Raw genomic sequence first — 5,693 nt, forward strand, 5'->3', positions numbered from 1 at the left:
AATGGGCGGCTCGCTACGAAGGAAACTTCGCAGCACACGGGAACGGCGCTGAGGCCACTTCCCCGGATCTTTGAAAGTATGCGCAGGTATCTTGTGAAGGCGCCTGCAGGAAGGATGATTGTCCATCTTGCAGACGTTTGATCAAGCAACTATTAATTGTTTTAAAGCAAGCGATACGTTGCCAGAATCAATCATCTGCAGCTTTAAATTTTGATCTTCGGATCATGTCGTTTTAAGTGAAGAGTTTGATCCTGGCTCAGAGTGAACGCTGGCGGCAGGCCTAACACATGCAAGTCGAGCGGCAGCACAGAAGTAGCTTGCTCCTTGGGTGGCGAGCGGCGGACGGGTGAGTAATGTCTGGGAAACTGCCTGATGGAGGGGGATAACTACTGGAAACGGTAGCTAATACCGCATACGACCTCGCAAGAGCAAAGTGGGGGACCTTCGGGCCTCACGCCATCGGATGTGCCCAGATGCGGATTAGCTAGTAGGTGGGGTAATGGCTCACCTAGGCGACGATCCCTAGCTGGTCTGAGAGGATGACCAGCCACACTGGAACTGAGACACGGTCCAGACTCCTACGGGAGGCAGCAGTGGGGAATATTGCACAATGGGCGCAAGCCTGATGCAGCCATGCCGCGTGTGTGAAGAAGGCCTTCGGGTTGTAAAGCACTTTCAGCGAGGAGGAAGGCGTTCAGTGGTTAATACGCTGTCAGCGATTGACGTTACTCGCAGAAGAAGCACCGGCTAACTCCGTGCCAGCAGCCGCGGTAATACGGAGGGTGCAAGCGTTACTCGGAATTACTGGGCGTAAAGCGCACGCAGGCGGTTTGTTTAAGTCAGATGTGAAATCCCCGGGCTCAACCTGGGAACTGCATTTGAAACTGGGCAAGCTAGAGTCTTGTAGAGGGGGGTAGAATTCCAGGTGTAGCGGTGAAATGCGTAGAGATCTGGAGGAATACCGGTGGCGAAGGCGGCCCCCTGGACAAAGACTGACGCTCAGGTGCGAAAGCGTGGGGAGCAAACAGGATTAGATACCCTGGTAGTCCACGCTGTAAACGATGTCGACTTGGAGGTTGTGCCCTTGAGGCGTGGCTTCCGGAGCTAACGCGTTAAGTCGACCGCCTGGGGAGTACGGCCGCAAGGTTAAAACTCAAATGAATTGACGGGGGCCCGCACAAGCGGTGGAGCATGTGGTTTAATTCGATGCAACGCGAAGAACCTTACCTACTCTTGACATCCAGAGAACTTCGCTAGAGATAGCTTAGTGCCTTCGGGAACTCTGAGACAGGTGCTGCATGGCTGTCGTCAGCTCGTGTTGTGAAATGTTGGGTTAAGTCCCGCAACGAGCGCAACCCTTATCCTTTGTTGCCAGCACGTAATGGTGGGAACTCAAAGGAGACTGCCGGTGATAAACCGGAGGAAGGTGGGGATGACGTCAAGTCATCATGGCCCTTACGAGTAGGGCTACACACGTGCTACAATGGCATATACAAAGAGAAGCGAACTCGCGAGAGCAAGCGGACCTCATAAAGTATGTCGTAGTCCGGATTGGAGTCTGCAACTCGACTCCATGAAGTCGGAATCGCTAGTAATCGTAGATCAGAATGCTACGGTGAATACGTTCCCGGGCCTTGTACACACCGCCCGTCACACCATGGGAGTGGGTTGCAAAAGAAGTAGGTAGCTTAACCTTCGGGAGGGCGCTTACCACTTTGTGATTCATGACTGGGGTGAAGTCGTAACAAGGTAACCGTAGGGGAACCTGCGGTTGGATCACCTCCTTACCTAAAGATACGCATTCGTGCAGGTGTCCACACAGATTGTCTGATAGAAATTAATGAGCAAGAGCACCTGTTGATGCGGTAAGGGTAGCCTTACGCTGATGCTGAAAAGTGCCAAACCATGCAAGCGTGGGTCGTGGTACGGATTTTTCAGTGTCCACCATCGTCTAGAGGCCTAGGACACTGCCCTTTCACGGCTGTAACAGGGGTTCGAATCCCCTTGGGGACGCCGACTCCGGTAATGTGTGAAAGACATTGATCCACCTGTTCTCTATGACACAGAAAATCAATCTTAAAGATGACTTTAACGAGTCGTGTTGTAAGATATTGCTCTTTAACAATCTGGAACAAGCTGAAAATTGAAATGTTTACAGCTGAACATCAGCTCTCCGTAGACAGTACTTGAGTGGTGAGTGTTAGCCTGTAACAGAGTCTCTCAAATAATCGCAGTGCGATGATGTGCCCAAGACACCTTCGGGTTGTGAGGTTAAGCGACTAAGCGTACACGGTGGATGCCTAGGCAGTCAGAGGCGATGAAGGGCGTGCTAATCTGCGAAAAGCGTCGGTAAGGTGATATGAACCGTTATACCCGACGATACCCGAATGGGGAAACCCAGTGTGTTTCGACACACTATCATTACATGAATACATAGCTGCTAGGAGGCGAACCGGGGGAACTGAAACATCTAAGTACCCCGAGGAAAAGAAATCAACCGAGATTCCCCCAGTAGCGGCGAGCGAACGGGGAAGAGCCCAGAACCTGAATCAGTTTGTGTGTTAGTGGAAGCGTCTGGAAAGTCGCACAGTATAGGGTGATAGTCCCGTACACAAAAATGCACAGGTTGTGAGTTCGATGAGTAGGGCGGGACACGTGACATCCTGTCTGAATATGGGGGGACCATCCTCCAAGGCTAAATACTCCTGACTGACCGATAGTGAACCAGTACCGTGAGGGAAAGGCGAAAAGAACCCCGGCGAGGGGAGTGAAATAGAACCTGAAACCGTGTACGTACAAGCAGTGGGAGCCTACTTCGTTGGGTGACTGCGTACCTTTTGTATAATGGGTCAGCGACTTATATTTTGTAGCAAGGTTAACCGTATAGGGGAGCCGTAGGGAAACCGAGTCTTAACTGGGCGTCAAGTTGCAAGGTATAGACCCGAAACCCGGTGATCTAGCCATGGGCAGGTTGAAGGTTGGGTAACACTAACTGGAGGACCGAACCGACTAATGTTGAAAAATTAGCGGATGACTTGTGGCTGGGGGTGAAAGGCCAATCAAACCGGGAGATAGCTGGTTCTCCCCGAAAGCTATTTAGGTAGCGCCTCGTGAACTCATCTTCGGGGGTAGAGCACTGTTTCGACTAGGGGGCCATCCCGGCTTACCAACTCGATGCAAACTCCGAATACCGAAGAATGTTATCACGGGAGACACACGGCGGGTGCTAACGTCCGTCGTGAAGAGGGAAACAACCCAGACCGCCAGCTAAGGTCCCAAAGTCATGGTTAAGTGGGAAACGATGTGGGAAGGCATAGACAGCCAGGATGTTGGCTTAGAAGCAGCCATCATTTAAAGAAAGCGTAATAGCTCACTGGTCGAGTCGGCCTGCGCGGAAGATGTAACGGGGCTAAACCATGCACCGAAGCTGCGGCAGCGACGCTTAGGCGTTGTTGGGTAGGGGAGCGTTCTGTAAGCCGTCGAAGGTGACCTGTGAGGGTTGCTGGAGGTATCAGAAGTGCGAATGCTGACATAAGTAACGATAATGCGGGTGAAAAACCCGCACGCCGGAAGACCAAGGGTTCCTGTCCAACGTTAATCGGGGCAGGGTGAGTCGACCCCTAAGGCGAGGCTGAAAAGCGTAGTCGATGGGAAGCAGGTTAATATTCCTGCACTTGGTGTTACTGCGAAGGGGGGACGGAGAAGGCTAGGCTGGCCGGGCGACGGTTGTCCCGGTTCAAGCGTGTAGGGGGTGTGACCTGGTAAATCCGGTCGCATATTAACCCTGAGGCGTGATAACGAGCCACTACGGTGGTGAAGTAGCTGATGCCATGCTTCCAGGAAAAGCCTCTAAGCTCCAGGTAACACGAAATCGTACCCCAAACCGACACAGGTGGTCAGGTAGAGAATACTCAGGCGCTTGAGAGAACTCGGGTGAAGGAACTAGGCAAAATGGTGCCGTAACTTCGGGAGAAGGCACGCTGGCGCGTAGGTGAAGGGACTTGCTCTCGGAGCTGAAGCCAGTCGCAGATACCAGCTGGCTGCAACTGTTTAATAAAAACACAGCACTGTGCAAACACGAAAGTGGACGTATACGGTGTGACGCCTGCCCGGTGCTGGAAGGTTAATTGATGGGGTCAGCCGCAAGGCGAAGCTCTTGATCGAAGCCCCAGTAAACGGCGGCCGTAACTATAACGGTCCTAAGGTAGCGAAATTCCTTGTCGGGTAAGTTCCGACCTGCACGAATGGCGTAATGATGGCCAGGCTGTCTCCACCCGAGACTCAGTGAAATTGAACTCGCTGTGAAGATGCAGTGTACCCGCGGCAAGACGGAAAGACCCCGTGAACCTTTACTATAGCTTGACACTGAACATTGAGCCTTGATGTGTAGGATAGGTGGGAGGCTTTGAAGCGTGGACGCCAGTCTGCGTGGAGCCAACCTTGAAATACCACCCTTTAATGTTTGATGTTCTAACTCGGCCCCATAATCTGGGGTGAGGACAGTGTCTGGTGGGTAGTTTGACTGGGGCGGTCTCCTCCTAAAGAGTAACGGAGGAGCACGAAGGTTACGCTAATCACGGTCGGACATCGTGAGGTTAGTGCAATGGCATAAGCTAGCTTGACTGCGAGAGTGACGGCTCGAGCAGGTACGAAAGTAGGTCTTAGTGATCCGGTGGTTCTGAATGGAAGGGCCATCGCTCAACGGATAAAAGGTACTCCGGGGATAACAGGCTGATACCGCCCAAGAGTTCATATCGACGGCGGTGTTTGGCACCTCGATGTCGGCTCATCACATCCTGGGGCTGAAGTAGGTCCCAAGGGTATGGCTGTTCGCCATTTAAAGTGGTACGCGAGCTGGGTTTAGAACGTCGTGAGACAGTTCGGTCCCTATCTGCCGTGGGCGTTGGAAGATTTGAGAGGGGCTGCTCCTAGTACGAGAGGACCGGAGTGGACGCACCACTGGTGTTCGGGTTGTCATGCCAATGGCATTGCCCGGTAGCTAAGTGCGGAAAAGATAAGCGCTGAAAGCATCTAAGCGCGAAACTTGCCTCGAGATGAGTCTTCCCTGTGGCTTTAAGCCACCTGAAGGGACGTTTAAGACTAAGACGTTGATAGGCTGGGTGTGTAAGTGCAGCGATGCATTGAGCTAACTGATACTAATGATCCGTGAGGCTTGACCATATAACCTCAAGTTGCCTTGGCTTTACGACAACGTCGTAAGAGCATCCAAGTGCACGCTACGTCACAAGAACTATGAGAGGCAGGCGCCTTATCCGGCTGTGATCGGATGGCGACGCTCCAACCGCCTCCCTGGTGAAATTAGCGCTGTGGAACCACCCGATCCCATCCCGAACTCGGAAGTGAAACGCAGCTGCGCCGATGGTAGTGTGGCTCAAGCCATGCGAGAGTAGGTCATCGCCAGGGTTTACACCCGAAAACCCCGCTGCTTGCGCAGCGGGGTTTTCCTTTTTTTGCAGGCACCCAGGTTTCGACCTGGACTTGCAGCAACAACTTCACGAAGAACTTCAAGTTCCTCAAACAAGTTGTTGACAAAGCTGAAAGGCCTGCCATAATAGGCGGCTCGCAACGACGAAAGACCCTCGGGTCCAACGACGAAGCAGCATCGGCAACAACGTCCACCCCGGTGAGACGGCCTTGAAAAAAGGTGTTGACGAAGCAGAAAAGCCGGCTAT

Annotated in this window: 1 tRNA gene and 3 rRNA genes; all 4 read left to right on the forward strand. The window is 52.7% G+C overall.

The features are described 5' to 3' along the window. Positions 1-233 precede the first annotated feature (233 nt). The 4 genes from AC1PQG_RS26260 (at position 234) to rrf (ending at position 5,424) form a co-directional block, all read left to right on the forward strand. Positions 234-1,787, forward strand: a 16S ribosomal RNA gene (locus AC1PQG_RS26260). 152 nt (positions 1,788-1,939) lie between these two features. Further along, a tRNA-Glu gene (locus AC1PQG_RS26265) sits at positions 1,940-2,013 on the forward strand. A gap of 256 nt (positions 2,014-2,269) precedes the next feature. Further along, positions 2,270-5,181 (forward strand): 23S ribosomal RNA (locus AC1PQG_RS26270). Between the two features lie 128 nt (positions 5,182-5,309). Further along, a 5S ribosomal RNA gene (rrf, locus tag AC1PQG_RS26275) occupies positions 5,310-5,424 on the forward strand. The 16S, 23S and 5S rRNA genes sit together here with 1 tRNA gene alongside, the layout of an rRNA operon. Positions 5,425-5,693: the final 269 nt, after the last annotated feature.

The sequence above is a fragment of the Zoogloea sp. GDB6 genome (genome assembly GCF_056724105.1).